The organism is Streptomyces sp. ADI95-17 (assembly GCF_003846175.1).
GTDB classification, from domain to species: Bacteria; Actinomycetota; Actinomycetes; order Streptomycetales; family Streptomycetaceae; genus Streptomyces; species Streptomyces sanglieri.
Genome location: NZ_ML123047.1, coordinates 523,568 through 550,450, shown reverse-complemented (window position 1 = coordinate 550,450; position 26,883 = coordinate 523,568). Strand labels below are relative to the sequence as shown.

28 protein-coding genes and 2 tRNA genes are annotated in these 26,883 nt (G+C 69.2%); 18 read left to right on the top strand and 12 right to left on the bottom strand.

Annotation, left to right across the window (positions count from 1 at the left end; genetic code table 11):
• The first annotated feature begins 70 nt into the window (after nucleotides 1–70).
• A complete protein-coding gene (locus EES42_RS21485) occupies nucleotides 71–424 on the top strand; it encodes a hypothetical protein (protein ID WP_124719864.1) in 354 nt (117 codons plus the stop codon).
• Nucleotides 425–506: 82 nt separating this feature from the next.
• On the opposite strand, the gene EES42_RS21480 is transcribed toward EES42_RS21485, so the two are convergent.
• Nucleotides 507–878 carry a DUF6344 domain-containing protein gene (locus EES42_RS21480; RefSeq protein ID WP_124719863.1) on the bottom strand — a complete coding sequence of 124 codons (372 nt, stop codon included), beginning with the start codon at nucleotides 876–878 and terminating at the stop codon, nucleotides 507–509.
• Nucleotides 879–1,186: 308 nt separating this feature from the next.
• Here EES42_RS21480 and EES42_RS46275 point away from each other — a divergent pair, with 308 nt between their 5' ends.
• From EES42_RS46275 to EES42_RS21465, 5 genes are all read left to right on the top strand, one after another.
• Entirely contained in the window at nucleotides 1,187–1,321 is a 135-nt protein-coding gene (locus EES42_RS46275; protein ID WP_003958712.1) for a DLW-39 family protein, read from the top strand.
• 111 nt (nucleotides 1,322–1,432) lie between these two features.
• Nucleotides 1,433–1,636, top strand: coding sequence for a hypothetical protein (locus tag EES42_RS44805; RefSeq protein WP_164495270.1), 204 nt, complete (start codon nucleotides 1,433–1,435; stop codon nucleotides 1,634–1,636).
• A gap of 5 nt (nucleotides 1,637–1,641) precedes the next feature.
• On the top strand, nucleotides 1,642–2,421 hold the full coding sequence (locus EES42_RS21470; protein WP_241196500.1) for a vWA domain-containing protein: 780 nt from the start codon (nucleotides 1,642–1,644) through the stop codon (nucleotides 2,419–2,421).
• The gene (locus tag EES42_RS46270) at nucleotides 2,418–2,744 is read left to right on the top strand and encodes a hypothetical protein (RefSeq protein ID WP_241196499.1); all 327 of its coding nucleotides are present in this window, start codon (nucleotides 2,418–2,420) and stop codon (nucleotides 2,742–2,744) included. The genes EES42_RS21470 and EES42_RS46270 overlap by 4 nt, the downstream gene beginning before the upstream one ends.
• Entirely contained in the window at nucleotides 2,744–4,087 is a 1,344-nt protein-coding gene (locus EES42_RS21465; RefSeq protein WP_206433528.1) for a hypothetical protein, read from the top strand. Before EES42_RS46270 ends, EES42_RS21465 begins: the two co-directional genes overlap by 1 nt.
• 62 nt (nucleotides 4,088–4,149) lie before the next feature.
• Here EES42_RS21465 and EES42_RS21460 read toward each other — a convergent pair whose 3' ends face one another.
• Complete coding sequence (locus EES42_RS21460; protein ID WP_124719860.1) at nucleotides 4,150–5,502, bottom strand: serine/threonine protein kinase; 1,353 nt, start codon at nucleotides 5,500–5,502, stop codon at nucleotides 4,150–4,152.
• A gap of 84 nt (nucleotides 5,503–5,586) precedes the next feature.
• A complete protein-coding gene (locus tag EES42_RS21455; protein ID WP_124719859.1) occupies nucleotides 5,587–6,135 on the bottom strand; it encodes a helix-turn-helix domain-containing protein in 549 nt (182 codons plus the stop codon).
• A gap of 170 nt (nucleotides 6,136–6,305) precedes the next feature.
• On the opposite strand from EES42_RS21455, the gene EES42_RS21450 reads away from it, so the two are divergent.
• Nucleotides 6,306–6,378, top strand: a tRNA-Ala gene (locus tag EES42_RS21450).
• A 173-nt stretch (nucleotides 6,379–6,551) separates the two neighbouring features.
• Here the strand turns inward: EES42_RS21450 and EES42_RS21445 are convergent.
• Nucleotides 6,552–7,286: a DUF5324 family protein gene (locus EES42_RS21445; RefSeq protein ID WP_124719858.1), complete on the bottom strand. Its 735-nt coding sequence runs from the start codon at nucleotides 7,284–7,286 to the stop codon at nucleotides 6,552–6,554.
• A 392-nt stretch (nucleotides 7,287–7,678) separates the two neighbouring features.
• Here EES42_RS21445 and EES42_RS21440 point away from each other — a divergent pair, with 392 nt between their 5' ends.
• Together EES42_RS21440 and EES42_RS21435 are read left to right on the top strand one after the other, a co-directional pair.
• A complete protein-coding gene (locus EES42_RS21440) occupies nucleotides 7,679–8,206 on the top strand; it encodes a peptidylprolyl isomerase (protein WP_124719857.1) in 528 nt (175 codons plus the stop codon).
• Between the two features lie 156 nt (nucleotides 8,207–8,362).
• Nucleotides 8,363–9,265, top strand: coding sequence for a rhomboid family intramembrane serine protease (locus EES42_RS21435; RefSeq protein WP_124720171.1), 903 nt, complete (start codon nucleotides 8,363–8,365; stop codon nucleotides 9,263–9,265).
• Nucleotides 9,266–9,606: 341 nt separating this feature from the next.
• Here EES42_RS21435 and crgA read toward each other — a convergent pair whose 3' ends face one another.
• Nucleotides 9,607–9,861, bottom strand: coding sequence for a cell division protein CrgA (gene crgA / locus EES42_RS21430; protein WP_093548084.1), 255 nt, complete (start codon nucleotides 9,859–9,861; stop codon nucleotides 9,607–9,609).
• Nucleotides 9,862–10,001: 140 nt separating this feature from the next.
• Between crgA and EES42_RS21425 the strand changes: the two genes are divergently transcribed.
• The 6 genes from EES42_RS21425 to EES42_RS21400 are packed head-to-tail and all read left to right on the top strand — an operon-like array spanning nucleotide 10,002 to nucleotide 14,733.
• Nucleotides 10,002–10,772, top strand: coding sequence for a DUF881 domain-containing protein (locus EES42_RS21425; protein ID WP_124719856.1), 771 nt, complete (start codon nucleotides 10,002–10,004; stop codon nucleotides 10,770–10,772).
• A gap of 52 nt (nucleotides 10,773–10,824) precedes the next feature.
• Complete coding sequence (locus EES42_RS21420; protein ID WP_124719855.1) at nucleotides 10,825–11,541, top strand: class E sortase; 717 nt, start codon at nucleotides 10,825–10,827, stop codon at nucleotides 11,539–11,541.
• A gap of 56 nt (nucleotides 11,542–11,597) precedes the next feature.
• A complete protein-coding gene (locus tag EES42_RS21415; protein ID WP_124719854.1) occupies nucleotides 11,598–11,783 on the top strand; it encodes a hypothetical protein in 186 nt (61 codons plus the stop codon).
• Complete coding sequence (locus EES42_RS21410; protein WP_124719853.1) at nucleotides 11,780–12,418, top strand: aminodeoxychorismate/anthranilate synthase component II; 639 nt, start codon at nucleotides 11,780–11,782, stop codon at nucleotides 12,416–12,418. The genes EES42_RS21415 and EES42_RS21410 overlap by 4 nt, the downstream gene beginning before the upstream one ends.
• Entirely contained in the window at nucleotides 12,415–13,977 is a 1,563-nt protein-coding gene (locus EES42_RS21405; protein WP_124719852.1) for a class E sortase, read from the top strand. The genes EES42_RS21410 and EES42_RS21405 overlap by 4 nt, the downstream gene beginning before the upstream one ends.
• A 27-nt stretch (nucleotides 13,978–14,004) precedes the next feature.
• Nucleotides 14,005–14,733, top strand: coding sequence for a class E sortase (locus EES42_RS21400; protein ID WP_124719851.1), 729 nt, complete (start codon nucleotides 14,005–14,007; stop codon nucleotides 14,731–14,733).
• A 130-nt stretch (nucleotides 14,734–14,863) separates the two neighbouring features.
• Here EES42_RS21400 and pknB read toward each other — a convergent pair whose 3' ends face one another.
• From pknB to EES42_RS21370, 6 genes are all read right to left on the bottom strand, one after another.
• Nucleotides 14,864–16,846 (bottom strand): Stk1 family PASTA domain-containing Ser/Thr kinase, encoded by a 1,983-nt coding sequence (gene pknB, locus EES42_RS21395; RefSeq protein ID WP_124719850.1) that lies wholly within the window; start codon nucleotides 16,844–16,846, stop codon nucleotides 14,864–14,866.
• A 166-nt stretch (nucleotides 16,847–17,012) separates the two neighbouring features.
• Nucleotides 17,013–18,470, bottom strand: coding sequence for a penicillin-binding transpeptidase domain-containing protein (locus EES42_RS21390; protein ID WP_124719849.1), 1,458 nt, complete (start codon nucleotides 18,468–18,470; stop codon nucleotides 17,013–17,015).
• Complete coding sequence (locus tag EES42_RS21385) at nucleotides 18,467–19,867, bottom strand: FtsW/RodA/SpoVE family cell cycle protein (protein WP_124719848.1); 1,401 nt, start codon at nucleotides 19,865–19,867, stop codon at nucleotides 18,467–18,469. The genes EES42_RS21390 and EES42_RS21385 overlap by 4 nt, the downstream gene beginning before the upstream one ends.
• A gap of 23 nt (nucleotides 19,868–19,890) precedes the next feature.
• Nucleotides 19,891–21,402: a PP2C family protein-serine/threonine phosphatase gene (locus tag EES42_RS21380; protein ID WP_124719847.1), complete on the bottom strand. Its 1,512-nt coding sequence runs from the start codon at nucleotides 21,400–21,402 to the stop codon at nucleotides 19,891–19,893.
• A 129-nt stretch (nucleotides 21,403–21,531) separates the two neighbouring features.
• Nucleotides 21,532–22,047: an FHA domain-containing protein FhaB/FipA gene (locus tag EES42_RS21375; RefSeq protein WP_072487556.1), complete on the bottom strand. Its 516-nt coding sequence runs from the start codon at nucleotides 22,045–22,047 to the stop codon at nucleotides 21,532–21,534.
• Between the two features lie 10 nt (nucleotides 22,048–22,057).
• Complete coding sequence (locus tag EES42_RS21370) at nucleotides 22,058–22,924, bottom strand: FhaA domain-containing protein (protein WP_124719846.1); 867 nt, start codon at nucleotides 22,922–22,924, stop codon at nucleotides 22,058–22,060.
• A gap of 317 nt (nucleotides 22,925–23,241) precedes the next feature.
• On the opposite strand from EES42_RS21370, the gene EES42_RS21365 reads away from it, so the two are divergent.
• Nucleotides 23,242–23,324 (top strand) — tRNA-Leu (locus tag EES42_RS21365).
• A 160-nt stretch (nucleotides 23,325–23,484) separates the two neighbouring features.
• Here the strand turns inward: EES42_RS21365 and EES42_RS21360 are convergent.
• Nucleotides 23,485–23,955 carry a MarR family winged helix-turn-helix transcriptional regulator gene (locus tag EES42_RS21360; protein ID WP_124719845.1) on the bottom strand — a complete coding sequence of 157 codons (471 nt, stop codon included), beginning with the start codon at nucleotides 23,953–23,955 and terminating at the stop codon, nucleotides 23,485–23,487.
• 90 nt (nucleotides 23,956–24,045) lie between these two features.
• On the opposite strand from EES42_RS21360, the gene EES42_RS21355 reads away from it, so the two are divergent.
• Nucleotides 24,046–25,203: an ABC-2 transporter permease gene (locus EES42_RS21355; protein WP_241196498.1), complete on the top strand. Its 1,158-nt coding sequence runs from the start codon at nucleotides 24,046–24,048 to the stop codon at nucleotides 25,201–25,203.
• A 178-nt stretch (nucleotides 25,204–25,381) separates the two neighbouring features.
• Nucleotides 25,382–26,833, top strand: coding sequence for a DUF2252 domain-containing protein (locus tag EES42_RS21350; protein ID WP_124719844.1), 1,452 nt, complete (start codon nucleotides 25,382–25,384; stop codon nucleotides 26,831–26,833).
• The last annotated feature ends 50 nt before the right edge of the window (nucleotides 26,834–26,883 follow it).

The following is a 26,883-nucleotide window of genomic DNA, read 5'->3' as shown; positions in this document are numbered from 1 at the left end:
GTGGGGGGCCTTCGGCATTGCGGCCGTAGTTACGGCTGACGGCCATGACCGGCGTAAGTAGGTTGGCCGCATGTCCTCCGTACTTGTTGTCGGTTACGACCCGCAGGCGCTGCCCGGTACTGACGCGGAGACCGTTCGCGCGGCTCTCGACGGGGCGCTGAAGCGGTTCGCCGAGCTCGGTGTCGAAGCGGCCATGACGCTGGTCGTGTTCGACGAGTCCGCCGAGCCCGCGCTCGTCGCGTCGCTGACCGAGCGTCCGTGGGACGTGGTGGTCGTCGGAGGCGGGATCCGCAAGACCGAGCAGCTGCTGCCGCTCCTCGAGCAGATCGTGAATCTGATCCGCCGCCATGCGCCGCAGGCCGCCATCGCGTTCAACACCGGTGCCGCCGACACCGTAGAGGCGGCGCAGCGCCGGCTCAGGTAGCCGAGAAGGCTGCTGAGGGCACGGAGAAGCCCCCGTCCGGTGTGAACCGGCCCGGGGGCTCAGTGAGTCAGTGGAGCGGCTCTCAGGGTGGCAGCAGGGACGCGTCCCCCGCCGGGGCGCCGTGGCTGGTGCGGGCGGCGTTCCTGGTGTCCGTGGTGTCCGTGGCGTCCACGGACAGATGGCGGGTGGCGGGCGAGGAGCCGTGTGCCTCGGCGCGGATGCGCTGCTTCATCGTGGGTGGCAGCGCCCGGTCACGCGGAAGGGTCCATCGCACCGACGGGGTGGTCGCGGTTGCCGCGGTCGCACCCGTGTGCTCCTGGTTCGTGGTGGTCGGCTCCGGGGCGCTCTGCTCCGTGGCCGCCGCCGGGGTGCTCATGAATCCCAGCGCGGCGAGCAGGGCGAAGAGGCCGGTGACGAAGGCGGTCCAGATGCTCTTGGGCTTGAAGGTGCTCATGGCCCCTCACTTTCGGGTGGTCCGGTTTGCTTACCTTTCTGATGATGTGGATGTGGCTCCCGATTTCATGGACCGACGCCACCGATCCGCCGATCTTCGGATGAACACCACTCGTATGGTTCAACCGGCCTCGACGGGCTCGTTCCGGGCCGCGTACCGGGGTCCGTTCCGCCGGCCGGAGCGCTCCTCGGGGGATCGCTCTTCCCCGGGCGCCAGTTGGGTCGCGGGCAGGTCACCGGTTGATATCGGCCGGTGTGTATAGTCGGGCGGCAGAAGTCCCCTACGTCAAGGAAAGACGAGGTCGCGCGGTGAAGAAGCTTCTCCTGGTCGCACTGGCCGCCATCGGCGGGCTCCTCGTGTACCGCCAGATCCAGGCGGATCGCGCCGAGCAGGATCTGTGGACGGAGGCGACTGACTCCGTGCCCGCAGGTTCGGGTGTGTGAGACAGAACAGCCTGATTGCGGGCCCCGGTCGCTGAGCGGCCGGGGCTTCGTGCTGTTGCGGGACCGTGACACCTGTGCTCTTGAGTTCACCCGAGCAAATCAATGCGTTGCGTGAGCAAAATGACCGGGTGGGTCGAGGGGGCACGGGTGAAGGCACGGGACCGATTTCGTGGTGCGGCCGCGGGGGCGTGGGTCGGCGGGGCACTGCTCGCCCTGGTCGCGGGCGGGACACCGGCCGTGGCGGCACCCCCGGGCGGCGCGGCCGCCGGACCGGAGCCGACCGCGTCCGGGGCTGCACGGACACCCGGCTGGTGAGGCCGGTGCGCGGACTCGACCGGGCGGCCCTGAAACGGGCCGTGGCGGCCGTACGGCCCCGGGGGGACACCCCCATCGGTCTGTCGCTGCGGAAGGCCGCCGAGGACCTTCCGGGGTCCTCGGGCGGCGCCGTTGGCACGCGCATGATCCTGCTGGTCTCCGACGGCGAGGACAACTGCGGTGCGCCGGGGCCCTGCGAGGTCGCCGAGCGGCTCGGCAAGGAGGTCGCCGGGCTGCGGATCGACACCGTGGGCTTCCAGGTGAGGGGCGCGGCCCGCGAGCAGTTCGAATGCGTCGCTGCGGCGGGCAACGGCCGTTACTACGACGCGCCGGACGCCGATTCGCCGGCCGGACAGCTCCAGCGGGCCTCGCAACTCGCCGCGGACGGCTACCGGTTCCGCGGCGAGCGGGTCACGGGCACGGCGACGGGCGCGGGGGCGCCCGTGCTGGTACCGGGGCAGTACCTCGACACCATCGGTCCGGGCGAGAAGCGGTACTACGCGGTCGACCCGGGCGACGTCTCGACGGCGGACTTCTCGGTCACGGCGGTGCCGCAGGCCGGGGCGGCCGTCGACACCTTCGACGCGATGCGTACCGGCATCGCGTACGGCACTGTGCCCGGTTCCCGCTCGCCGGGGGCGGCGAGTTCACCCCGACGACCATGTACGGCGGCCGGCCGGCGGCGATCGCGATGGGCGGCGTGCCGGTCGCCTGGACCAACTGCTACGAGAACGCCTCCCAGGTCCGGCCCGTGCACGCCGGAGGCGACTTCTGTATCTCGGTGACGCTGGGGGCGCGGGCCGCGGACATCGCGCGGAACGCGCGGATCGATGTGGTGCTGCGGGTGTCGGTGCTCGGCGACGAGTTGGCCGGACCCGAGCACAACGCCCCTGCCGCGGCCGGGAAGGCGGGCGGCGCTGTGGACAAGAATGCGGACAACAAGGGCAATTCGAGCAGTGCCGGAGACAGCGGCGGTACGGGCGGGGCAGGATGGACCGGCATTGCGGCCGCTGCCGGGGCGGGCGCCGTGGTGGTGGTGATCGCAGGGCTCGTGTTCGTACGCGGGCGTCGCGGGCGGACCGCACAGACGACGAGGGGAAGCGCGTGATGAGGCAGCGCAACAGGGGCCGGGTGGCGCTGGCCGCGGCCGCGGCGATGTGCGCGGCGGTGGCGCTGCCGGGGCAGGCGTACGCGGCCGGGGAGCCCGCCGCGTACACCTTCGATCCCGGGGCGAAGAAGGTCGACGGTGCGGAGGCCAGCACCGACGCGTCGGCGCTGACGCCGGGATCGGTCTACCGGAGTTCGATCAAGCCCGGTCAGAAGCTCTACTACCGCCTGAATCTCGACGCGAAGACGAACGGGTACGTCTCGGCGGTGGTCGTGCCCAGGGGGGCCGGCCAGGTCGCCTACGGGGACGGCATCACGGTCAGCATCCGCGACAGCTCGGACCTCCAGTGCAGTTCGGAGGACGCGCGGTTCGAGTCGGCGGAGTTCCCGCGCCCGATCGCGGCGTACGCCTACCGGACCGTGGCGAAGGACAGCAGTATCTGCCAGGAAGCCGGCACGTACAACGTCCTGATCGAGCGGGAGAGCAAGGAGACCTCCGCCCCCGGCGAGTGGGACCTGGAGCTGCGCTACGAGTCGGAGCCGCAGCTGAAGTCGGCCGGTTCGATGCCGACCGACGCGCCGGAGAACTGGCCGTCGGCCTCGCCCGTGCCGCCCACCACCGCCCCGCAGAAGCGGTCCGGCGGCACCAGCTACTACGACGCGACCGGCCTGGGGACCGGCGAGTGGAAGGAGGAGGGCGGCATCAAGCCGGGACAGACCCTCTTCTACCGCGTGCCGGTGGACTGGGGGCAGCAGGTCTTCGCCACCGCCACCCTCAGCAACAACAACGCCTCGGACGAGTACATCGGCAGCGCGCTCGCGCTGTCCCTGGACAATCCGGCGCACGGCCACGTCGACTCCGCGACGCCGCTGTCGTACTCCGGCAAAACCACCTCCATCTCGCTGGATCCGCTGCCCCCGGTGGCGTACGAGAACCGGTACGACTCCAACAGCAGCGTCAGCGCCATGCGGTTCGCCGGCTGGTACTACCTGTCGGTGACGCTCAGCCCGCAGGTCGCGAAGTCGTACGGCAAGAACGGGATTCCGCTGACCCTCAGGGTCAAGGTCGAGGGGACGGCCGCGAAGTCGCCCTACACGGGGGACGCCGGGATCTTCAAGGTCACGCAGGACGACAGGAACACGGCTGAGAAAGGCCTGAGCGCCCCGCAGGCCGTCAAGAGCGGCCGGATGAAGGTGATCGGCGCGGCCGGGATCGGCGCGGGATCGGTGCTGGTGCTCGGGCTCGGGGTGTGGACGCTGCTGGCCCGGCGCCGCGCGGCCACCGCCCCGGCGGCCCCGTCCGGCGGCAACCAGCCGTACGGGGGTCCGCCGCAGGCCTGGTGACGGGGGCGGGGCCGGGCACGGCCCCGCCCTGTACGGCGTGGATCCCGGGGCGGTCGCCGGGTTCAGCTCTGGGTCAGCGCCCAGATGCCCACCGCGAAACAGATCAACGCGACCACCAGCACCGGGACCGCCACCTTCGGGGACGGTCCCGGACGCCTCTGCGGGGCGAGCGTGTGCGCCGGAGCGGGCGCCGGTGAATGCGCCTGCGCCGGCGGCTGTGCCTGTGGCTGTGGCTGTCCGGTGGTGTACGCGCGGGTGAGCGCCGGTTCGTGCTGAACGGCCGCCGTGGGCGCCTGCGAGCGATCCGGGACGGGAGCGGCGTACGGGGACGCGGCGGGCGCCGGGAGCGGGGTGTTCGGCGTGACCGGCTGGGCCGGCTGAATCTGCTGGGGCGACGGTGTGGGCTGTTGCGGAGGAGGCGGGAGGTGGAAGCTGCCCGTCTCCGACATCGGGACCGGCGGCTGGGCGTAGGGCTGCTGTGCGCCCTGCGCGTGCTGTGTGTTCTGTGCGCTCTGAGGGTTCTGCGCGGGGGCCGGGACCGGTCCATCGGGGCCGAAACCGGCGGGCAGCGGCCCGATTTGGTCGAAGACCTCGACCGGCTCGTCCTCGGCCCCGGGCTCCGGCAGCATCTCGACCGCGGCCGTCAGCGCCTTGCGCGCACCCGTGGCCGTACGGAACCGGGCCTGCGGATCCGGCTGCAGCAGCCCCGCGAGGACCTGCCACAACGGCTCGGGGATCCCCTCCGGGGCGGCGGGCGTGCCGTACGAGGCGAAGTGCTCGACGAGCGCCTGCGCGTCGGGCTTCTTGCCCTGGAGCAGATAGAGCGCGACGAGTCCGACCGCGAACAGGTCCGCGGGGAAATCGGGTTCCGCGCCCATCATCTGCTCGGGCGCGAAGTAACCGGGCGTACCCACCACGTAGTTGGTCTCGGTGAGGCGCGGCTCCCCCTTGCGCATGGAGATGCCGAAGTCGGACAGCCGCAGATGCGGCCGGCCGGTACCGGTCGCCTCCATCAGGATGTTGGCCGGCTTGATGTCCCGGTGCACGACACCCTCCGCGTGCACCGTGGACAGCCCGGACAGCAGCTGGTCGAGGAGCGTGCAGACGAACCGGGGCGGCAGCGGTCCGTAGTCGCCGATGACATGCGCCAGCGAACCGCCGCTCACCAGGTCCATGGTGAACAGGACCTTGTCGTCGTCCGCGGCCCAGCTCGCCGGGGCGAGCACATGCGGATGCTCGATCCGCAGCGCCTGCTCGCGGACGAAGCGCAGCAGCGTGTGCGCGTCGCTCTGCTGGAGGACCTTGGCCGCCACATAGCGGCGGCGCCGGTGGTCCCAGGCCCGCCAGACGGCGCCGACCCCACCACGTCCGATCGGATCGATCAGTTCGTACCGACCGGCGAAGACCTCACCCATTGCGCTGTGCCCGCTCCCAGTTCCTGTTTCGGCCCACGGCCGGCTTTCGGGGGACAGTGCCCGGCCCGACCCGGACGAACGGTCCTAGCTCTGGTGTCCCTCGTAGTGCGCCACCGCGTCGGCGGTGCGCCCGGCGCCGTACACCCTGAGGAACTCTGCCAGTTCCGGGTGGGTCGGGGCGAGGGAGTCGGCGGCATCGATGATGTCACCGGCCGCCGCGACCGACCGCATCAGCGACTGGATCTCGCGGACCACGCGCCGGACGGTGGGGGCGCCGCCGGTGTGCGAGGTCTGGCCGGTGCTGGTCAGCACGGAGCCGCCCTGGGACTTCTTGATCTCTTCCATGCGGTCGGTGGCCTCGCCCGCGCTGACGCTGCCGTCCGCCACCTGGCCGGCCAGTTCCTGGAGCGCCTGGACCCGCTGGACGACCGCCGGGTTGCCGATCTTCGCCCGCTGGCCGCTCATCAGCTGGGAGAGCATGGGGGCGGACAGCCCGAGGGCGGCGGCGAGCCTGGCCTGGTTCAGGCCGAGGTCATCGATCAGCCGGCGGAAGAGCGCGCCGAGGGGCTCCCCGTACCAACTGCGCTGAAGCTCCCTGGCTCTGGCCGTTGCCTCTTGCTGCGCTGCGTCCATGGCGTCTCCCCTTCGCTGCGGCTTCGCTGCTGCGAACCTCGCCGAGCATCTTACGGAGAGTGGTCGCCGACCGGGAGCCCCCATCTTTTTGCGGGATTCCGGGGAGTACCCGGTACTCTTGTCTGCGGCGGTGGCCGGGACGCTGGGGCGTTCGGGGCTGTCCGTTGTTCGGGGCCTTAGCTCAGTTGGTAGAGCGCTGCCTTTGCAAGGCAGATGTCAGGAGTTCGAATCTCCTAGGCTCCACACGAAGAAAATGCCCTCCGATCTGCGGAAACGCAGTATCGGAGGGCATTTTTCGTGCCTGCGGGAGTTCAGTGCGGAGGGCGGGGCCGTAGGCCGTGAGTGCTTCGGGCCGGTGCCCCGGGCGGGGTTTCTCCGCTCGGGGCCCTGCCGGTCGTCGCGCCGCCGCGCTCCGCTCAGCGGTGGTCGTCCGGGCCGGAGCCGTTCACGCCCTCCGGGCCGTCCGTCCCGTCGGCCTCCGCCTCGGCCTGCCTGGCCCGGACATCGGGGTCGAGCGAGGTCGGGCCGGAGCCGTCGACCGAGGTCAGGGGGGCGCGGTCGGAGACCTCCGTGGCGGCGGGCGGTTCGACCAGCCAGTCGGGGTTGGCCTGCTTGTCCCACCACCGCCAGGCGGCGTAGGCGCCGCCCACCACGAGGCCGGCCACGACGAGCCCCTTGAACAGCCGGCCGGCCCTCGCCCGTCGCTCGTGCTTCCTGATCAGCTGCTTGATCTCCTGCGGCGTGACCTGGCCGCGCAGTGCGGCCAGTGCGGCGGCGCTGCGGGCCGAGGCCTCCTCGGCCACCGGCTGGGCCACGGCCATCGCGTGCTCGACGCGCGGCACCGTGTAGTCCGCGGCGGTCCGGGCCGCCCGGCGGGTGCGGTGCGCGGCGCGCCGGCTGACCTCGTCGACCTTGGGGGGCACATGGGTCAGGGCGAGTTCGATACGTGGTGCCAGATGTGCGTCGTACTGGACGCGGGCCTGCTGGGCAGCCTTGGACACCTTCGGCGCGAGCCGCGTGCGGGCCTCGTGCGCGAGATGTGCGGCCTGGTCCTTGGCCGTGTCGGCGTAGGGCGCCACCACTTCCGCGGCGTGCTGCACGCTGTCCTTCGCCGAGTCGGTTGCGGCGCGCACGCTGTCGATGCGGGTCACGGGATCCTCCTCCTTGGTGGCGGGTAGACACTCCGCCTCTCCACCCATTTCGAGATCATGCCTGCCGAATTCCGGTATGGCATGCGGGGCGGGCATCCGGGTCATTCAGGTCATGGGTGACATCTTGAGCAATGCGGTGCAAGGGGAGCTTGTCGACGACAATGCCACGGTTCGCCCCGGCCCGCGCCGCTTCGTCACGCACTTGGCCGCATTTGTTGCTGCGGACCGCGGAATGCGGAATGCGGAATGGGGCAGGAAGGTGAGTGCCGTACGCCCCACGGTGGTGGCCGGACGCCGGAACGTACGGTCCGTGCGAGGATCGGTGGCGTCACTGAAGACGCAACGTCACCGAAGAAGACTCAACGTCACCGAAGACTTACGGAAGGCAGATCGTGGCCGAGCAGCTTTACGCCACCTTGAAGACCAATCAGGGCGACATCGAGATCCGGCTTCTGCCGAACCACGCGCCCAAGACGGTCAAGAATTTCGTCGAGCTCGCCAAGGGTGAGCGTGAGTGGACGCACCCCGAGACCGGTGAGACGTCGACGGACAAGCTGTACGACGGCACCGTCTTCCACCGCGTCATCAGCGGCTTCATGATCCAGGGCGGCGACCCGCTCGGCAACGGCACCGGTGGCCCGGGGTACGAGTTCGCGGACGAGTTCCACCCCGACCTCAGCTTCAACAAGCCGTACCTGCTGGCCATGGCCAATGCCGGCCCGGGCACCAACGGTTCGCAGTTCTTCGTGACCGTGTCGCCGACCGCCTGGCTGACCGGCAAGCACACCATCTTCGGTGAGGTCGTCGACCCCGCCAGCCAGAAGGTCGTGGACGCCATCGCGGGTACCCAGACCAATGCCCGTACCGACCGCCCGGTGCAGGACATCGTGATCGAGTCGGTCGTCATCGAGACCCGCTGATCACCAACGGTCGTCGATTGATCACACGCTGATCTCCCTTCCGGGAACCAACCGCCCTGCCCGTCCGTACTGATACATAGCGGACGAGCAGGGCGGCGTCGTGCGTGCCGTGCCCGTCATGACCAGGACCGAAGGGACCGGGAAGCGATGGGACCGATGGACCGGCAGCCGCCGGAAGGCAGTGACCAGTCCGCCGCGGCGGACGGCTCGCTCAGCTGCTACCGCCACCCCGGTCGCGAGGCGAACATCCGCTGCGCCCGCTGCGAGCGCCCGATCTGCCCCGAGTGCATGATCGACGCCTCCGTCGGCTTCCAGTGCCCGGACTGCGTCCGCCAGGGATCGGGTACGGGACACGGGCCCGCCGCCGGCCGGCCGCGCACCGTCGCGGGCGGCAGCATCACGGCCGATCCCCGCCTCGTCACCAAGATCCTGCTCGGCATCAACGTCGTGGTGTACCTCGCGGTGCTGGCGAAGGGCACCGCGCTGGTCGACGACCTGATGCTGCTCGGCAGTGCCCCGACCTATTACGGCGGCCCGCCCGAAGGTGTCGCGGAAGGCCAGTGGTACCGGCTGGTGACGTCGATGTTCCTGCACCAGGAGATGTGGCACATCGCGTTCAACATGCTGGGGCTGTGGTGGCTCGGCGGGCCACTGGAGGCGGCGCTCGGCCGCGCCCGCTACCTCACGCTCTACCTGGTGTCCGGGCTGGCGGGCAGCGCCCTCACCTACTGGCTCTCCGCACCCCAGCAGGGCTCGCTCGGAGCCTCCGGGGCGATCTTCGGACTGCTGGGCGCCACTGCCGTGCTGATGCGCCGGCTCAACTACGACATGCGCCCGGTCTTCGCGCTCCTCGCGGTGAACCTGGTCATCACCTTCAACCCCTGGGGCGGGATCGCCTGGCAGGCGCATGTCGGTGGTCTGGTCGCGGGCACGCTGATCGCGATCGGCATGGTGCACGCACCCCGCGAGCGGCGCGCGCTGGTGCAGTACGGCACCAGCGCCCTGGTCCTTGCGGCCGTGATCCTCGTCGTCGTCATCAGAACGGCCGCGCTCACCTGAGCGGACATCGTTCCAGAACCGCACGTCCACAGCTCCAGTTGTCCACAGCGGGTGCCGGATCTTGTGCATTCTGTGGGAACAACTGTGCCCCTTGTCGCTGAGCTGGGTTTTTCCAGCAGGGACAAGGGGCGTGCCATCCCCCGATGGGGGAGACTGCAGTCACATCGGCGTCAACCGTCAGGGAGTTATCCACAGATCGTCTGACCTTTTCCCCCGCCTGTGGATAACGCTGTGGGTAACTCGGGGCAAGGGTTGCGGGACGGAGCCCCGCTGTGCAAAGGGCAACGCGATCACGAGGGCTACGGTGCCGACTCCGACGCGGTACTACTTCGGTCGCGGTTCTACTTCCACTGTGTGGAGACGCCGAAGCCGCCGGCGATGAAGCCGAAGCCGACGACGATGTTCCAGTTCCCCAGGTCCTTGATCGGCAGGTCGCCGTCGGTCACATAGAAGACGACGATCCAGGCCAGACCGATCAGGAAGAGCGCCAGCATCACCGGCGCCACCCAGCTGCGGCTGGTCAGCTTTATGTTGGTTGCCTGCTTCGCCGGAGGGGGCGTGAAGTCGGCCTTCTTGCGGATACGTGACTTCGGCACGAGGAACTCTCCTGTCGATGCGCTGCGTGACCGCGCAGGGAACTGTGGCTGGCGCCGGGGCGGAGCTCGAGGAGAATGCTGCCTACCTCGGGCGTCCGTTAGCGTAGTGCTTCCCTGGCGCCGAAGGAGATAAGGGTACGTTGAGCAATTCTGCCGACTCCCCCCAAGGCCCGGTCCGGCGCACCTTCCGGCACCCGGCCCGTGTGCTCACCGCTGCCGTCTTCGCCCTCGCCGGACTGATCTTCGTCACCAGCGCCAACACGGCCAAGGGCACCAACATCCGGACCGACTCCTCGCTGCTGAAGCTCTCCGACCTCATCCAGCAGCGCAGCAACAAGAACGCCCAGCTGGACGAGACCACCGCGGCCGTGCGCGACGACATCGACGCCCTCGTCCGGCGGGACGACGGCAGCACCGAGGCGGAGGAGGCCCGGCTCAAGGAGCTGGAGCGGGCCGCCGGCACCACGAAGCTCACCGGCCGGTCGGTGTCCGTCACCCTCAACGACGCCCCGCCCAACGCCACCGCCAACCCCGGCTACCCCGACCCGCAGCCCAACGACCTGGTCATCCACCAGCAGGACCTCCAGGCGGTCGTCAACGCCCTCTGGCAGGGCGGCGCCCGGGGCATCCAGGTCATGGACCAGCGGCTGATCTCCACCAGCGCGGTGCGCTGCGTAGGCAACACCCTGATCCTCCAGGGCCGGGTCTACTCCCCGCCGTACAAGATCACCGCGGTCGGCGACCAGGGCAAGCTCAAGCAGGCGCTCAACAACTCCCCGGCGATCAGCAACTACCTGCTGTATGTGAAGGCGTACGGGCTCGGCTGGAAAGTCGATGAGCACGAGGCGGTGACTCTTCCCGGCTACTCGGGCACAGTGGACCTCCACTACGCGGAGCCCGTGGAGCAGTAGCGAGCGGCCGCGAAGCTGTGAATCGGCGAGCGGCTGTGGGGAGGCCGGCCAGGTGTCGGTGCGACTGATTGTCAGGACGTTCAGCGAACTCTGCATCACCGTCGGCGCCCTGATCGTTCTCTTTGTGGTGTACGTGCTGTTCTGGACCGGGGTGAAGGCGGCCGACGCCACCGCGGGGCAGATCGACGACCTGCGCAGCCGGTGGGCGCAGGGTCCGGTGTCCGCGCCCGAGCCGCGGCCCTCCCCGACGTCGAAGGCGCCGGATGCGCCCGCGCAGCCTCCCGCTCCCGCCGCCTACCGGGACGGCAAGCCGTTCGCGATGCTGTATATACCCCGCTTCGGCAAGGACTGGGAGTGGCCCGTCCTGGAGAACACCGGGGTCCGGACCCTGCAGAAGGGCCTTGGCCACTACTCGGGGACCGCCCGCCTCGGCGCGACGGGCAATTTCGCGGTGGCCGGACACCGCCGTACGTACGGCGACCCGTTCAAGGACTTCCCGAAGCTGCGTCCGGGCGACGCGGTGGTGCTGAGCGACGGCACGACGTGGTTCACGTACCGCATCGACAAGCCGCCCTACCGGACCGTGCCGGGCGACATCGGGGTCATCGACCCCGTCCCGCGCAAGTCCGGCTTCGACGGGCCCGGCCGCTATCTCACGCTGACCACCTGTGACCCGGAGTGGGGCAGCAGCCACCGGCTCATCGCCTGGGCCCACCTCGATGCCACCCGGCCGGTTTCCGAAGGCGAGCCGGCGGCTTTCCACAGCTGACCCACGCTTCTGCCCCGGCCCTTTAGTCTGGTCTCGTACCGAATGGAGGGGACAACATGTACGGCTGGATCTGGCGGCATCTGCCGGGCAACGCATGGGTGCGTGCGCTCATCTCGCTCGTGTTGGTACTGGCTGTTGTCTACGCGCTTTTCCAGTACGTCTTCCCCTGGGCGGAGCCGCTGCTTCCGTTCGGTGACGTGACGGTCGACGGCTCGACCGGGACGGAGGGCGGCGGCCAGTGAGTGCCCGCATTCTCGTCGTGGACAACTACGACAGCTTTGTCTTCAACCTCGTCCAGTACCTCTACCAGCTCGGCGCCGAGTGCGAGGTGCTGCGCAATGACGAGGTGACCACGGCACACGCCCAGGACGGCTTCGACGGCGTCCTGTTGTCGCCCGGTCCCGGCACCCCGGAGCAGGCGGGCGTCTGCGTCGAGATGGTGCGCCACTGCGCGGCCACCGGCGTCCCGGTCTTCGGGGTCTGCCTGGGGATGCAGTCGATGGCGGTGGCGTACGGCGGTGTCGTGGACCGCGCCCCCGAGCTGCTGCACGGCAAGACCTCGAAGGTGACCCACGAGGGCACGGGCGTCTTCGCCGGCCTCCCGTCCCCCTTCACCGCGACCCGCTACCACTCGCTCGCCGCCGAACCGGACACCGTCCCGGCGGAGTTGGAGGTGACGGCGCGGACCGCCGACGGGATCATCATGGGGCTGCGCCACCGTGAGCTGCCGGTGGAGGGCGTGCAGTTCCACCCGGAGTCGGTGCTGACCGAGCACGGACACCTGATGCTGGCCAACTGGCTGGCCCAGTGCGGCGACACGGAAGCCGTCGCGCGGTCGGCGGGGCTCGCGCCGGTGGTGGGCAAGGCCGTAGCGTGACCGAGCTCCGCCCCGGACACGACGCCGATCAGGACGGCCCGTACGAGCAGGGAGCGTACGGGGCCGCAGGCGCGTTCGAGGCGGCGGTCGACCGGCTGGCGGACCCGTTGAACGATCCGCTGCCGGGGCCGCGCACCTCCCCGTGGTTCAGGGCCGACGATGTTCCGGCCCGGTCGACCGAGGCGCCGGCAGCCGGGCCGGGACAGCACCGTGCCCCGGACGGACCGGCCCAGCCGCAACAGGGGCCGGCCCAGGCACAGGCGCCGTACGGGGCACAGAGCCCCCAGGGCGCTCCGCAGGAGTGGTACGACCCCGAGGGGTTCGCACGGGACTGGTACGGCCCGCAGACGGCTGTACCGGCCCCCATGCCGGCGCCCGTCCCGGAGCAGCCGACGCGGCCCGTGCCGCCGCTCATGGCGCAGTCCGTTCCGCAGCGGCTGGTTCCGCAGCAGTCCGTTCCGGAGCAGTTGACGCAGCCCCTTGCCGTCGTCTTCCCGGCCGGCGACGAGGCGGTCGGTCCACGGACGGCCGGCGCCCACCGGTCGGACGGCCGGGTGAAGACGACAGCCGGGCGGCCGGTTCCGGACCCGGATCCGGATCCGCTGGGCGACACGGAGATCTTCGCGGTATCGGCGGTATCGGCGGCATCAGCGGCGGACCCCGACTCGTACTCCGCGACTCCGCGCTCTGCGACGGACCCCGGTCCGGACGCCGACGACACCGGTTCGGAGCCGCGTACCGGAGGCCGCGCCGAGCGCCGTCGCGCCGCCAAGGGCCGGGGCCGACGCCGTGCCGATCAGCGGCCGGAGGCGGCGGCGACGGCCGCCACGCAGCCCGACAAGCCGATGTCGCGCGTCGAGGCACGGCGTGCGGCACGTGCGGCCAAGGACAGCCCGGCCGTGGTGGCCAGCCGGGTCACCGGCGAGCTGTTCATCACGCTCGGCGTGCTGATGCTGCTGTTCGTCACCTATCAGCTGTGGTGGACGAATGTGCGCGCCGACCAGTACGCCGGCAAGGAGACGCACAAGATCCAGGACGACTGGGCGAAGGGCGACCGCAGCCCAGGGGAGTTCGAAGCGGGGCAGGGATTCGCCATCATCCACATCCCCAAGCTGGATGTGGTCGCTCCGATCGCCGAGGGCATCAGCAAGGAGAAGGTCCTCGACCGGGGCATGGTCGGCCACTACAGCGAGGGCACGCTCCGCACCGCGATGCCCTCCGCCAAGAAGGGCAACTTCGCCCTGGCCGGTCACCGCAACACGCACGGCGAGCCGTTCCGCTACATCAACCGGCTGAACCCCGGCGACCTGATCGTGGTCGAGACGCAGGACGCGTACTACACGTACAAGACGGCCAGGACCCTGCCGCAGACATCGCCGTCCAACGTCTCGGTGATCGACCCGGTGCCGCGCGATTCCGGGTTCGACGGGCCGGGCCGGTACATCACTCTGACGACCTGTACGCCGGAATTCACGAGTACGTACCGTTTGATCGTCTGGGGCAAGATGGTCGACGAACGACCGCGCAGCGAGGGGAAGCCCGACGCGCTCGTGGGCTGAATCATCATCACGACAGGGACTGGTGCGGTGACAGCGAGGACCGAGCACGAAGAGCGAACCGGCGAGTCCGAGCCCCCGCCCCGGCGCAGGGGCCGCCATCCCGTCGCGACCGCGGTCAGTCTTTTCGGCGAACTCCTGATCACCGCGGGCCTGGTGCTCGGACTCTTCGTCGTCTACTCCCTCTGGTGGACGAATGTGCTCGCCGACCGTGAGGCCACCAAACAGGGCCACACCATCCGCGACCGCTGGGCGGGCGGACCGGGCGCGCTCGACACCAAGGACGGCATCGGCTTCCTGCACGTCCCGTCGATGAAGAACGGCGAGGTGCTGGTCAAGAAGGGCACCGACACCGAGAACCTGAACGACGGCATCGCGGGCTACTACACGGACCCGGTGAAGTCGGCCCTCCCGTGGGACAAGAAGGGCAACTTCACCCTGGCCGCCCACCGCGACGGGCACGGCGCCAAGTTCCACAACATCGACAAGGTGAAGACCGGGGACGCGGTCGTCTTCGAGACCAAGGACACCTGGTACGTCTACAAGGTCTTCAAGGAGCTTCCCGAGACGTCGAAGTACAACGTCGACGTGTTGCAGGAGGTGCCGAAGGGCTCGGGCGCGAAGAAGTCCGGCCGCTACATCACGCTGACGACCTGCACGCCGGTCTACACGTCGAAGTACCGCTACATCGTGTGGGGAGAGCTGGTGCGTACGGAGAAGGTGGACAAGGACCGTACGAAGCCGGCGGAGCTGCGCTGACAGCCGACAGCTGTCCCCCGGTCCCGGCCGGACACCCGGCGGGGACGGTCTCCGGCAGGCACGTGGTGAGTACGACGAAGGGCCCCGGTCGCCGTGCGGCGCCGGGGCCCTTCGGGGCGGTGTAACGGTGTCAGCGGTGTCTGCCGGACGGGCCGCCGAAGATGTTGCCGTCTCCGCCGCCCGGCATGGTCACCACGTTGACCGCGCTGTTCTTGTCGACCGGCTGGTTCGCGCCGGGCTGGAAGGTGACGACCTTCGCGTTGTCGTCGTTCGGCCCCTGCACCTGGCCGAGTTGCAGTCCGGCCGCGGTGAGCAGGCCCTTGGCCTCCCCGAGCGTCTTGCCCTGGAGATCCGGAACCGTGGTCTGCTCGGGCTGCTGCGGGCCCTTGGAGACCGTCAGCACGATCTGGGCGGTCAGCGGCTGCATCGAGTCGGGGGGCGGTGTCTGGCTGATCACCTGGTTCGCCGGCTTCTCCGAATCGACGTCGGTCCTGGAGACGTTGGTGAAGCCCAGGCCGTTGAGTTGAGCCACGGCCGCGTTGTAGTCCCGGTCGGCGACGTTCGGCACCTTCTGGGTGGCCTGCTTGGCGACCGTGATGGTGACTTCGGAGTTCTTCTCGGCCTTCGTGTTGCCGTCAGGGGTCTGCTTGATGACCGTACCGGAGGTCTTCTCGGACTCGACCGCGGTGACGTTCACCGTGAAGCCCTGGGCCTCCAGCTCCTTGCGGGCCGTCGCCTCGGTCTTCTCCACGACGTTCGGGACATCGACCTTCGGCGCCCCGGTGGAGACGACGACCGTGACGGTCTCCTTCTTCGCCATCGTCTCGTCGTCGGTCGGGGTCTGACTGCAGATCTTGCCCTTGGGCTGGTCCTCGCACGGTTTGCGCGAGCCGACCTTCAGGACGACGCCGGCGTTGTCCGCGAGCCTCTCGGCTTCCTTCACTGTCGAGCCGACCATGTTCGGAACATCGAACTTGTCGCTGTCGCTGTTGCGGTTGCTGAACACCGACTGGCCGATCAGGATCGCGCCGATCAGCACCAGGACACCCGCCACGATCAGCAGGATCGTCGAGGTGTTGCTCTTTTTCTGGCGGCGGCGGTCCGGGCGGTCGTCGTAGCCGTAGCCGCCGTCGTCCGGGTTGACCGGGGGCAGCATCGACGTCTGCGCGCCGTTCTGGTCCGCGGCGCGCAGCGCGGTGGTCGGCTGGTCGTTGCCGTATCCGTCGTAGCCGCCGTAACCGGCCGCGCCCATCGCCGCGGTGGCGGCGACCGGCTGGCCGTCGAGGCAGGCCTCGATGTCGGCGCGCATCTCGTCGGCCGACTGGTACCGGTAGTCGGGGTCCTTGACCAGGGCCTTCAACACGATCGCGTCCATTTCGGGCGTGATCTCGGGGTCGAAGTTGCTGGGCTTCTGCGGCTCTTCCCGCACGTGCTGGTAGGCGACCGCGACCGGTGAGTCACCGATGAACGGCGGCCGTACCGTCAGCAGCTCGTAGAGCAGACAGCCGGTCGAGTAGAGGTCGGACCGCGCGTCGACCTGCTCGCCCTTGGCCTGCTCCGGGGAGAGGTACTGGGCGGTTCCGATGACGGCGGCGGTCTGGGTCATCGTCATTCCGGAGTCGCCCATGGCACGGGCGATGCCGAAGTCCATGACCTTGACCTGACCGGTGCGCGTCAGCATGACGTTCGCCGGTTTGATGTCCCGGTGGACGATTCCGGCGCGGTGCGAGTACTCCAGCGCCTGGAGGATGCCGACGGTCATCTCAAGGGTGCGCTCGGGCAGCAGCTTGCGGCCGGAGTGCAGTAGCTCCCTGAGCGTCGACCCGTCGACGTACTCCATCACGATGTACGGGATGGAGACCCCGTCGACGTAGTCCTCGCCGGTGTCGTAGACGGCGACGATCGCCGGGTGGTTGAGCGAGGCGGCGGACTGGGCCTCACGGCGGAACCGGGCCTGGAAGGACGGATCGCGGGCCAGATCGGCACGGAGCGTCTTCACTGCTACGGTGCGGCCGAGCCGGGTGTCGTGTGCGAGGTAGACCTCGGCCATGCCACCACGGCCGAGCACCGAGCCCAGCTCGTACCGGCCGCCGAGGCGACGCGGCTCTTCCATACTGTTCCAGCCCTCTCCGTCAGTCCCGACCGCACCGGTGTGTGGTCCGGCGGTGTGCTGCTCGCGCATACGCTACCGGCCGCGCACTACCTGATCGGCCCGGAGTCCGGACCTGATACCTGACCGGTATCCCGATGTGCAGGTATGGCACCCGATGTGATGGGCATCACTTCTTGCTGTCGATGACCGCCTTCATCACATCCCGCGCGATCGGGGCGGCCAGGCCGCCACCGGAGATGTCGTCGCGGTTGGCATCGCTGTCCTCGACGACCACGGCGACGGCGACCGGGGAGCCGCTGTCGGTCTTGGCGTACGAAATGAACCAGGCGTACGGGTTCTCACTGTTGTTCAGGCCGTGCTGGGCGGTACCGGTCTTGCCGCCGACAGTGACGCCGTTGATGAGGGCGTTGGTTCCCGTGCCGTTCTTGACGACCGTTTCCATCATCTGCTGGAGCTTCTGCGCGTTCTCACCCGAGAGGGGCTGGCTGAACTGCTCCTTCTCGTGGGTGTAGATCGCGTCCAGGCTGGGGGCCTGGCGCTCGGCGACCATGTACGGCTGCATCAGCTTGCCGTCGTTGGCCACGGCCGCGGCGACCATCGCCATCTGGAGCGGGGTGGCGCGGTTGGACGCCTGGCCGATGCCGGCCATGGCGTTCTGCGGACGGTTGTCCTTGGGGTAGACGCTGGCATCGGCGCGTACCGGGGTGAAGATCTCCTTGTTGAAGCCGAACTTGCCGGCCTCGTCGATCATCTTCTGGTTGCCGAGGTCATCGCTGATCTTGCCGAAGACGGTGTTGCAGGACCACCGCAGCGCTTCCCGGAGCGTGGCGTTCTCGCACGGGATGTTGCCCTCGTTCGCAAGGTTGCCGGTGGTCAGCGGGAGCCGCCAGGGCAGCGGGGAGTCCGTCTTGTCGTCGATCCCCTTGTACAGCCCGTTCTCCAGGGCCGCGGCGGCGGTGACGACCTTGAAGGTCGAGCCGGGCGGGTAGGTCTCGCGCAATGCCCGGTTGAGCATCGGCTTGTCCTTGTCCTTCAGGAGCTGCTGCCGGGCTTCGGCGTCCTTGAGGGAATTGCCCGCGAAGACCGACGGGTCGTACGAAGGGGTGCTGACCAGGGCCAGGATGGCGCCGGTCTGCGGGTCGAGCGCGGCTACGGCGCCCTTCCTGTTGTCGAGTCCCTTGAAGGCGGCCTTCTGGGCGGCGCCGTTGAGGGTGGTGACGATGTTGCCGCCGGTCTTCTTCTTGCCGTTGAAGAGGGACAGCGTGCGGTCGAAGAACAGCTGGTCGCTGTTACCGGTGAGGATTCCGTCCTCAAGGCTTTCCAGCTGCGAGGCGTCGAACGCCTGCGAGGAGTACCCGGTGACGGGGGACCACATGGGGCCGTTCTTCCAGACCCGCTTGTACTTGAAGTCGCTGCCCTTGGTTTCGACGGACCCGGTGATGGGGGCTCCGTCGACGATGATGTTGCCGCGCTCGTGGGCGTACCGCTCGATCTGGACCCGGCGGTTGTGCTCGTTCCCGTTCAGCTCGTCGGCGCGGACGTACTGGAGCCAGTTGACGCGGACCAGGAGAGCGAGGACGAGCAGCCCGCAGAAGATCGCAATCCTGCGAAGGGGCTTGTTCACGGTCGGACCACCTGGGTCATCTCGGCGTCGGGAGAGGGCGCCGGGGTCGGGGCGGGGCGGCGCGCGGTGTCGCTGATGCGGAGCAGGATGCCGATCAGGGCCCAGTTGGCGATGACCGACGATCCGCCTGCCGCGACGAACGGCATGGTCATACCGGTCAGCGGAATGAGCCCCATGACACCGCCGGCGACGACGAAGACCTGGATGGCGAAGGAGCCGGAGAGCCCGATCGCGAGGAGCTTGCCGAACGGGTCGCGGGCGGCGAGGGCGGTGCGGACGCCGCGCTCCACGATCAGGCCGTAGACGAGCAGGATGGCCATCATCCCGGCGAGGCCGAGCTCTTCGCCGACGGTGGCGAGAATGAAGTCGGAGTTCGCGGCGAAGCCGATCAGGTCGGAGTTGCCCTGGCCGAGCCCGGTGCCGAGGGTGCCGCCGGAGCCGAAGGCCATCAGGGACTTGGCCATCTGCTCGCTGGCGGCCAGCTTGCCCCAGCCGTCGAACGGGTCGAGCCAGGCGGTCACACGCTGCTGTACGTGGGGTTCGAACGTGGCCACACCGACGGCGCCTGCCGCGGACATCAGAAGACCGAAGACGATCCAGCTGGTGCGCTCGGTGGCCACGTACAGCATCACGACGAACATGCCGAAGAACAGCAGGGACGAGCCCAGGTCCGTCTCGAAGACCAGGATCAGGATCGAGAAGGCCCACACCATGAGGATGGGTCCGAGGTCACGGCCCCGGGGGAGATAGAGGCCCATGAAGCGGCGGCTGGCCAGGGCCAGCGCGTCCCGTTTGACCATGAGATAGCCGGCGAAGAACACCGCGATGATGATCTTGGCGAACTCTCCCGGCTGGATCGTGCCGACGCCGGGGATCTTGATCCAGATCTTGGCGCCGTTCACCGCGGGGAAGAACATCGGAAGGATCAGCAGGAACAGCGCCACCAGCATGGAGATGTAGGTGTAGCGCTGCAGAATGCGGTGGTCCTTCAGGGCCAGCAGAACGATGACCAGCAGCGCGACGCCCGCAGCCGAGAACAGCAGCTGCTTGGAGGCGGCGGGCACGAAGTTCTCGGTCGCCTGGAACCGCGGGGACTGGTCCAGACGCCAGATGATGGCCAGCCCCAGCCCGTTCAGCAGCGTCGCCAGCGGCAGCAGCAGCGGGTCCGCGTACGGGGCGAATCTGCGGACGGCGAGGTGGCCGATGCCGCCGAGCAGGGCGAGTCCGAGCCCGTATCCGAGCATGCCGGAGGGCAGTTCGCCGTTGAGGGCGAGTCCCACGTTGGCGTAGGCGAACACCGAGATGGCGACGGCGAAGACCATCAACATCAGTTCGGTGTTGCGGCGGCTCGGTGCGTCGATCGCGCCGATCGTGGTCGTATTGGTGACAACGCTCATGGTGCTGAAGGCCCCCTACGGCTTTACTGCTTACCGCACTGCGGGACCAGCTTTTTCTCTTCCTCCGAGAGGCTGGGACCAGGAGTGGGAGTTTTGGTCGGCTTGGTCTTGGCGGAGTCTGACGTCTTCGCGCCACTGGCGGTCCCGGCGGCCTCCGCGTCCGTACCCGGTGCCTGGGCCTCGTCGCCGGCGGCCTTCTCGGCGGCCCGGCGTTCGGCGTTCTTCTTGCAGGCGGACGCCTGGACGGAGAGTTCGCCGATCTTCTCGCGGGCGGCGGAGATGTTGCCCTCGGCGATGGTGGCCTCGACCTGCTTGCGCTGGTAGGGCGGGAGGTACTTGAGTTCGATCTCGGGATGGTCCTTCTCGACCTCCGAGAGCGAGACCCAGGCCAGATCCTGGCTGATGCCGCGGAACAGCGCGACGTGCTCGTTCTTCGCGCCGACGTAGAACTGGCTCTGTGTCCAGCGGTAGCCGCCGTAGAGGCCACCGCCGATGACGGCGAGCGCCAGCACTGTGTACAGGGACCTCTTCAGCCACTTGCGGCCGCCGCCGGGCTTGACGAAGTCGTCGTCGGTGTACGCGTCGAAGGAGCCGTCGGGCATCCCGCCGTAGCCGCCGTCGTCGCCGCTTCCGGGCGGGCCGAAGCCCCCCGAGGGCGGCGGTACGGGCCGACCGAGGCCGGCCGCCCGTCCGGCGGGGGTCTGCATGGCGGCCGTGCTCTCGGCGTCGCTCATCTGCGCCGCCTGGTTCTCGGCGACCGCGCCGACGATGACCGGGGTGTCGTTGAGCTGAGCGGCCAGGGTGTCGTTGCTGTCGACGTCGAGGACGTCGGCGACGATGCAGGTGATGTTGTCGGGGCCGCCGCCGCGCAGGGCGAGCTGGATCAGGTCCTGGATGGTCTCCTGCGGGCCCTGGTAGCTGGCGAGCGTCTCTTCCAGGGTCTGATGGGAGACGACGCCGGACAGCCCGTCGGAACAGATCAGATAGCGGTCGCCGACCCGGACCTCACGGATGGAGAGGTCGGGCTCGACGTGCTCGCCACTGCCCAGTGCCCGCATCAGCAGGGCGCGCTGCGGGTGGGTGGTGGCCTCTTCCTCGGTGATCCGGCCCTCGTCGACCAACCGCTGCACCCACGTGTGGTCCTGGGTGATCTGGGTGAGTACGCCGTCGCGCAGCAGGTACGCGCGGGAGTCGCCGACATGGACGAGACCGAGGCGCTGGCCGGTCCAGAGCAGGGCGGTGAGCGTGGTGCCCATGCCCTCCAGCTGGGGGTCCTCCTCGACCATCACGCGCAGCTGGTCGTTGGCCCGCTGGACCGCGGTGCCGAGCGAGGTGAGGATGTCCGAGCCCGGGACGTCGTCGTCGAGCTGAACGAGCGTGGAGATCACCTCGGAACTGGCGACCTCACCGGCTGCCTGGCCGCCCATGCCGTCGGCGATGGCGAGAAGGCGCGGCCCGGCGTAGCCGGAGTCCTCGTTGCCCTCCCGGATCATGCCCTTGTGCGATCCGGCGGCGAAGCGCAGGGAAAGACTCATGCGCACCTCTCCCGTCGGCTCGGGGTATAGCCGGTCTCGAGCCACACTGCCCACCCTCCGGTCGGGAGCCGGGCGGGGGCCGTTGCTCGGACCGCCGCGGCTCGCTCGCTCCGCTCGCTCATTGTCGTACTACTTCCGCAGCTCGATGACGGTCTTGCCGATCCGGATCGGCGCGCCCAGCGGAACGGGTGTCGGGGTGGTGAGTCGGGTCCGGTCGAGATACGTGCCGTTGGTGGACCCGAGATCCTCGACGATCCACTGGCCGTCACGGTCGGGGTAGATCCTGGCATGCCTGCTGGACGCGTAGTCGTCGTCCAGCACGATTGTTGAATCGTGCGCCCGGCCCAGCGTGATGGTCTGCCCCTGGAGCGCCACCGTGGTGCCGGTGAGGCTGCCCTCGGAGACGACCAGCTTTGTGGGCGCCCCCCGGCGCTGCCGGCCCGGCTGCTGGCGTTGCTGCGGCGGCGCCGCAGCATTCTGGCGTGCCTGTGGAGGCCGTGCGTCGTTCGCAGTGCGGCGTGAGCCGCGCTGCGTGACGCGCGTTCCGAACAGGTCACTACGAATGACCTGAACGGCCACGATCACGAACAGCCACAGAACAGCCAGGAAACCTAGCCGCATGACCGTCAGGGTCAGCTCTGACATTGCCCCCGCTTCACCCTTCGGCTTGCCGGTAAACGATGGTGGTGCTGCCCACGACGATCCGCGAGCCGTCGCGGAGCGTAGCGCGGGTGGTGTGCTGCCCGTCTACCACGATGCCGTTGGTAGACCCGAGATCCTGGATCGTCGAGGGCGTTCCGGTCCGGATCTCACAGTGCCGGCGCGATACGCCGGGGTCGTCGATCCGCACGTCGGCGTCGGTGCTGCGTCCCAGCACCAGCGTCGGGCGGGAGATCTGATGGCGGGTGCCGTTGATCTCGATCCAGCGTCGCACCTGCGCGTTCGGCAGGGGGCTGGGCCCGGCCGGCGGGTGCCGGTCGGTGCTGGGCGCTCCGGGCCTGCCGCCCGGCGGCGGGGCCGCGGGCATGGGCGGGGCGGAGCTGGGCGGGTATCCGTAGCCGCCGGTGGGCTGAGCGGACCGGCCGGGACCCGGGTGGGGAGGCTGGCCCTGCAGTCCTTGGCGGCCCTGGGGGTCCTGCTGTGACGAACTCGACGCCAGGGTGCGGCTGCGTACCCGGTAGAGCCCGGTGTCGAGGTCGTCGGCCTTCTCCAGATGGACCTTGATGGGGCCCATGAAGGTGTACCGCTGCTGCTTGGCGTAGTCGCGGACCAGCCCGGAGAGTTCGTCGCCCAACTGGCCCGAGTACGGGCTGAGCCGCTCGTAGTCAGGGGTGCTGAGCTCGACGATGAAGTCGTTGGGGACGACGGTCCGCTCGCGGTTCCAGATCGTCGCGTTGTTGTCGCACTCGCGCTGGAGGGCTCCCGCGATCTCGACCGGCTGGACCTCGGACTTGAAGACCTTGGCGAAGGTGCCGTTGACCAGACCTTCGAGACGCTGCTCGAAACGCTTCATGACTCCCATGGGGCACCTCCTCCGTTGTAGTCGTCCCTGTACTGCTTACTGATCGTATCCACGCGTAGGGAAATCGGCTGGTTCCCCTTGTCTGCCCTGTGGATGAGTGTCACCTCTCACACGGATCGTAGAGGCGGCCTCCTCACAGTGTCCCGCACCCGGGGTGCACAAAGGAGGAGTGGGGGCGGCCGCTCGGCGTTCCCGGTTCCCTTCGGTCGGTCGATGAAACAACGGATGTGAATCCACCCTGTCCAGCGTGCTAATCTTCCGGATGTCGCCAGGCGCTCGCACCAAACGGTGAGAGAGAGTCTGGAAACACCACTCTTGCGCGAGTGGCGGAACGGCAGACGCGCTGGCTTCAGGTGCCAGTGTCCTTAGGGACGTGGGGGTTCAAATCCCCCCTCGCGCACAAGTAGGAAGCCCCACAGGCCAACGGTCTGTGGGGCTTCTTCGTTCCCGGGATCTGGTCACGCACTTTCTTGCGAGTTCGCTCCCAGATTTTTGGTTTCACGTGAAACGTCTGGTTTGAGGCTTTCTGCGGCTCCGACAGGGCCGATGGGGCTGTCGGGTCAGGTTTGCGGTGTCTGTGCGGTGGTCGTGGTGGTGTTGCCGGCCGAGTTGTAGCGCAGCAGGTACTCCGCGAACCGGGCGAGATCCTCTTCCGACCAGTCCGCGAGTCGTTCCTGGTAGGCCGTGCGGCGGCTGGCCTGGGTGGAAGCGAGGGCCTGGGTTCCGGCCGCGGTGGGATGCAGTACCTGGATCCGGTGGTCGTCCGGGTCCGGATGGCGCTCGACCAGACCCAGTTTCTCCAGGGTGGCGATCTGCCGGCTGACCGTCGATTTGTCCAGCATGTAGTGGGCGGCCAGATCCGTCGCGCGGCAGCCGTGCCGGTCCTCGATGTGCGCCAGCAGCGTGTACGAGACCAGCGGAAGTTCCGGGTGGAGGCGGGCCGCCGCGGCTCGGGCGCGGCGTGCGAAGGCGGTCAGTTCCCGCTGGATGACATCCAGCGATTCCTCGCGTTCCTCGGGGGTGCCTGGCACTGTTCCGCCTTCCGTCTCGCGGTTCTCGACTTTCAGTTGTATAGTACAACGAGTTAGGAGTTGTAAAAGCCAACTATTGGAGTGTTCCGCATGTCCGCAGGCCCGAGTGCCGCCCCCGGCTCCACCGCCGCAGCTCTCCGCCATGTGCTGGGCCATTTCGTCACGCCGCTGTTGATGTGCATCGGCATGGGGCTCGCCTACCTCGGGGCCTTCCACGCCCCGGAGCCGCATGATCTGCGGGTGGACGTGGTCGGTTCGGGGCCCAGTGCGCAGGTGCTTGCGCAGACGCTGCAGGACAAGAGCGACGGGGCGCTGAGTGTACGTACGGTTCCCGACCGTGCCGCGGCGGTGGACCACCTGAAGACGCAGGCGAGTTACGGCGCCTACCTGCCGGGGAAGCACCCCGAGCTGCTCGTGGCCAGCGCTTCCTCGGACACCACCGCCACGGTGGTCGAAAAGGTGTTCACCAAGGTTGCCGCCGGACAGGGTGACCCGCTGAAGGTGACGGACACGGCGCCGACCGCGGACGGCGATCCGACCGGCCAGGGCATTTTCTTCCTGCTGGTCGCGGTGAGCATCGGCTCGTATGCGTCGGTCGCGGTCATCGGTGGCGCGGGTGCCGTGCTGGCGCTGCGGATCAGGGCCGCACTGGCCGTTGCCGCTTCGCTGGTAGTGAGCGTGATCGGAGTGGCGTTCGCGGGGCCGGTGTTCGGCCTCGTGGACCATGGGCTCGGCGGTCTCTGGGCGATGGCCTGGCTGTACTCCGCGGGCATCCTGCTGATCGGTGTCGGACTGCACACCTTCCTCAAGCGGTGGACGACGCTCGGCCTGATGGTCCTGTTCGTGATGCTCAACTTCACCAGCTCCGGCGGCATCTTCCGGCCCGAACTCCAGCCCGGCTTCTTCGCCTCGCTGCACTCCTTCTGGAACGGTGCGGGCTTCGTCGAGGGCGTACGCAGCCATGTGTACTTCGGCGGACACGCGCTCGGCGGACATGTGCTGGTGCTCGCGCTCTGGTTCGTGGTGGGCATGGCCCTGATCGGCCTGGCGGGCCTGGCCGAGTCGAAGCGGCGGAAGGCCGCGGTGGAGACGGCGGCCGTCACCGGCGCTGTCGCGGGTTCCGCCGAGGCCGGCGGGGCGCACGGGCCCAAGCACGCTGCCGGGGCCGGGACCCGGACCGAGGCGGGCGACGCGGAAAAGATCGAGGAGGAGATCGAGGAGGAGTTGGAGGAGACCGTCGGCGTCTGACCAAGACTCGGCGTCTGACCAGGACGGATCGTTGTCCACAGGCGGCGAGGTGGGATTTCCACAGGGGCAGACGGCTTTCGGGCGACGGCGGTACCTTCGTCGCAATTGATTGAACTGCTGATCTGCGACAGGGCTTCGGGCCAAAAGCGCAGGGCGAGAGCGGGGGAGGCTGCGCGCCATGGGTGACAACGAAGCGACAGTGTCGGTCCAGCGGGCCGTGACGGGCGATCGGCGGATTCCGGTCGTGCCCGGATTCGCGCGACGGGGGGCTGCGGCGGGCGGGGGCCCGGCGCAGTCGCCGAGGTCGACGGGCAAGGGGATGCGGGAGCGGGTGCCCAGGGCCTCGCACGCGTTTCTGGACCTGCCGGCCGGGCGGCCCGATGCGGTGCGGGCGGTCGAGGAGTCGAGCCGGGGCAGAGTGCCCGCTCTCGCCCCGATCAGGGTGGGGCGGATGGCTGCCACGCCCTTCGCCTTTCTGCGCGGTTCGGCCGGGCTGATGGCCCATGACCTGGTGGGCACACCGGTCAGCGGGGTGGGCGCCCAGCTCTGCGGCGATGCGCACGCGGCCAACTTCGGGCTGTACGGCGATGCGCGGGGCAGCCTGGTCATCGATCTCAACGACTTCGACGAGACCGTGTACGGCCCGTGGGAGTGGGACCTCAAGCGTCTGGCCACCTCGTTGGTGCTCGCGGGGCGCGAGGCCGGGGCGGACGAGGACACCTGCCGGCAGGGCGCGTACGACACGGTGGGCGCGTACCGGCGGACGATGCGGCTGCTGGCCAAGTTGCCCGCGCTCGACGCCTGGAACGCCATCGCGGACGAGGAGTTGGTCTCGCACACCGATGCGCGGGATCTCCTGGGCACCCTGGAGCGGGTCTCGGAGAAGGCCCGCAACAACACCAGCGCCCGCTTCGCGGCCAAGTCCACCGAGGACTCCGGGGACGGCGGACGCCGCTTCATAGACGCGCCACCGGTGCTGCGGCGGGTGCCGGACGAGGAGGCCGCGGCGGTCGCGGCGGGACTCGGCGACTATCTGGGCACGCTCTCGGAAGACCGGGTTCCGCTTCTTGCCCGGTACGCGATCCACGACGTGGCGTTCCGGGTGGTCGGTACCGGGAGCGTCGGCACCCGGTCGTACGTGGTGCTCCTGCTCGATCACCGCGGCGAGCCCCTGGTGCTCCAGGTAAAGGAGGCGCGGCCCTCCGTGCTGGCGCCGTATTTGCCGACGGTCGGCTTCGATGTGCCGGAGGTGGCGCACGAGGGGCGCCGGGTGGTGCTCGGGCAGAAGCGGATGCAGGTGGTCAGCGACATCCTGCTGGGCTGGGCGACGGTGGACGGACGCCCGTTCCAGGTCCGGCAGTTCAGGAACCGCAAGGGCAGCGTGGACCCGGCGGCGCTGGCGGCCGACCTGGTCGACGACTACGGCCGGATGACCGGTGCGCTGTTGGCGCGGGCCCATGCGCACACCGCGGATCCTCGGCTGATCGCGGGCTACTGCGGCAAGAACGAGGAACTGGACGAGGCGCTGGCGGCGTTCGCGGTCACCTACGCGGACCGTGCGGAAGCGGATCACGCGGAGCTGGTGCGGGCTGTCGGATCGGGGCGGATAGCCGCCGAACTGGGCGTCTGAGGGGCAGCGGGCCGACCGCGCGTCCTCGGGACGTGGGCGGTGGCCATACG

Excerpts from the sequence above, each read along its gene's own strand:
- EES42_RS21385 (WP_124719848.1), bottom strand. The coding sequence starts at position 19,867 with ATGAGCGTTGTCACCAATACGACCACGATCGGCGCGATCGACGCACCG.
- EES42_RS21375 (WP_072487556.1), bottom strand. The coding sequence starts at position 22,047 with ATGTCAGAGCTGACCCTGACGGTCATGCGGCTAGGTTTCCTGGCTGTT.
- EES42_RS21415 (WP_124719854.1), top strand. The coding sequence starts at position 11,598 with ATGTACGGCTGGATCTGGCGGCATCTGCCGGGCAACGCATGGGTGCGT.
- EES42_RS21460 (WP_124719860.1), bottom strand. The coding sequence starts at position 5,502 with ATGGGTGAGGTCTTCGCCGGTCGGTACGAACTGATCGATCCGATCGGA.
- EES42_RS21350 (WP_124719844.1), top strand. The coding sequence starts at position 25,382 with ATGGGTGACAACGAAGCGACAGTGTCGGTCCAGCGGGCCGTGACGGGC.
- EES42_RS21480 (WP_124719863.1), bottom strand. The coding sequence starts at position 878 with ATGAGCACCTTCAAGCCCAAGAGCATCTGGACCGCCTTCGTCACCGGC.
- EES42_RS21485 (WP_124719864.1), top strand. The coding sequence starts at position 71 with ATGTCCTCCGTACTTGTTGTCGGTTACGACCCGCAGGCGCTGCCCGGT.
- EES42_RS21455 (WP_124719859.1), bottom strand. The coding sequence starts at position 6,135 with ATGGACGCAGCGCAGCAAGAGGCAACGGCCAGAGCCAGGGAGCTTCAG.
- EES42_RS21355 (WP_241196498.1), top strand. The coding sequence starts at position 24,046 with ATGTCCGCAGGCCCGAGTGCCGCCCCCGGCTCCACCGCCGCAGCTCTC.
- EES42_RS21380 (WP_124719847.1), bottom strand. The coding sequence starts at position 21,402 with ATGAGTCTTTCCCTGCGCTTCGCCGCCGGATCGCACAAGGGCATGATC.
- EES42_RS21465 (WP_206433528.1), top strand. The coding sequence starts at position 2,744 with ATGAGGCAGCGCAACAGGGGCCGGGTGGCGCTGGCCGCGGCCGCGGCG.
- EES42_RS21435 (WP_124720171.1), top strand. The coding sequence starts at position 8,363 with ATGGACCGGCAGCCGCCGGAAGGCAGTGACCAGTCCGCCGCGGCGGAC.
- EES42_RS21370 (WP_124719846.1), bottom strand. The coding sequence starts at position 22,924 with ATGGGAGTCATGAAGCGTTTCGAGCAGCGTCTCGAAGGTCTGGTCAAC.
- pknB (WP_124719850.1), bottom strand. The coding sequence starts at position 16,846 with ATGGAAGAGCCGCGTCGCCTCGGCGGCCGGTACGAGCTGGGCTCGGTG.